At 38.8% G+C, this 1,761-nt stretch carries 1 protein-coding gene; it reads left to right on the top strand.

Features of this window, described 5'->3' with window-relative positions; all coding sequences use genetic code 11:
• Window positions 1-240 precede the first annotated feature (240 nt).
• On the top strand, window positions 241-1,104 hold the full coding sequence (locus tag CH362_RS19060) for a DUF4238 domain-containing protein (RefSeq protein WP_100711898.1): 864 nt from the start codon (window positions 241-243) through the stop codon (window positions 1,102-1,104).
• Window positions 1,105-1,761: the final 657 nt, after the last annotated feature.

The following is a 1,761-nucleotide window of genomic DNA, read 5'->3' as shown; positions in this document are numbered from 1 at the left end:
TTATGCTCATAAATAATTAATAACGCCATCCGTGGCTCGATTTTTCAGTATTACTTGCAGAGCCGTCGCCTAACTTTCGGCTCTGACGCTGCGCTTCGAGATGCTTCGCACTCTCGCTTGGCCTCCGGCACATTTCGCTTTGTCACTCGTTTTGCTGAGCAAAACTCGCGCCAAGTCCTTCGGACTCGCGAAACGTCGTCAAGCCTTGTTCGTTAGGCGAAAGCGCCTGAAGATTTTATCATGAGTGAAAAACAACATTACGTTCCAAGAATCGTAATAAATGGATTTCTCGATCCGAGTTCCTTAAATAAATCGAATGTAGAACCATATACGTGGATTTCAGAGAAAAAATCTAACGCAAAGAAAAGGGCCGCGAGCAATATTCTCTGGGAAAGAAATCTGTATACTCAGTATGATTCGAATGAAAAAGAGGATCAAGCACTGGAGAAATTCTTTTCAACTAATCTCGAAAAACCATTTGGAACTTTCAAAAGAATATTCGAGACCGATTTATTGAATTTAAATATTAATAATTTGGAAAAGAACGGGTTGTGGGATACTCGACCATTTATTAATTCTTTTGTCTTTTGGCACTGGAAAAGAACTACAAAATTTATTAATGAAATTAAAGAAGCATATATTTCTGAGCTATTGCAAGATAATCCAAAACATTTAGTTGAAAAATATGTGACTACAAAGTCTATGCAGAATGATTTAATTGACACTTTGATTAATGCCGGGGATCAATTCGAAGGATTGAATATTCAGAATCTACTTTCTAAAAGAAATATAACTTTTACAGTAATAACTAACAAAAGTGCGAGTTTCATTAATTCAGATAATCCTGTATTAAGAACAAATGAAAATAGACCTAATGGGGTAATCTACCCAGATACTGAACTTTCCATGCCGCTTACTTCTAAAATTGCTGTCACGCTTATTGGAGAGCAATCTCTTATGCAAGTACGAGGAATTAGAGAAAGTAAAATCATAAGAAAGATTAATCAGTCACTTGCAAAAAATTCAAATGAAATAATTTTCGGATCCAGCGAATCATTAATTAATAGTTTAGTTGGATTTACTAAACCAGGCGCCATCGCCTAACTTTCGGCTCTGACGCAGCGCTTCGGGATTGCTATCGCAACCCTCGCTTGGCCTTCGGCACATTTCGCTTTGTCATTCGTCTTGCAAAGCAAGCCTCATGCCAAGTCCTCACGGACACGCGAAACGTCGTCAAGCCTTGGTCGTTAGGCGCAATATCGCGATTTTCTTTTATTTTTATTATATAAGTTTTAGATTTTACCTTAGAGCTTAGAGCCGAATCAAGATCTATTTTAGGTTCGACCGCTTTCCCCCTTTTCTTGCTTTATATCGTAGACTGAAATGTTTTGCAGAATATTCGGAATGTATCAGAACTACTTGAATATATCTTTTGTTGGATCCTGCGAAAAGGGTTCGCTACTTTTATAATTTGAAAGTGAATTAATCACTAATTGCTTTTATTCTATTTGAGGATTTTATAGAGTAGGGCTTTGGTGCAATGTGTTAGGGGCGATACTGCTGCCTAACTTTCGGTGCTTCCGCAGCGCTGCGGGATTGCTACGCAACCCTTGCTTGGGCTTCGCCACATTCGCGTCCGTCACTTCATTTGCAGAGCAAACTCGTGCCGTTGCAAACGTCGGAACACCTTGGTCGTTAGGCGAAAGTTGTAGAAAATATATGGTCAAAATAAATCTTAATCGCAGTCTGTCCGTTTAACAT

This window comes from Leptospira saintgironsiae, assembly GCF_002811765.1.
GTDB classification, from domain to species: domain Bacteria; phylum Spirochaetota; class Leptospiria; order Leptospirales; family Leptospiraceae; genus Leptospira_B; species Leptospira_B saintgironsiae.
The sequence above is the reverse complement of the archived record's forward strand: the minus strand, read 5'-3'. Positions and strand labels throughout refer to the sequence as shown.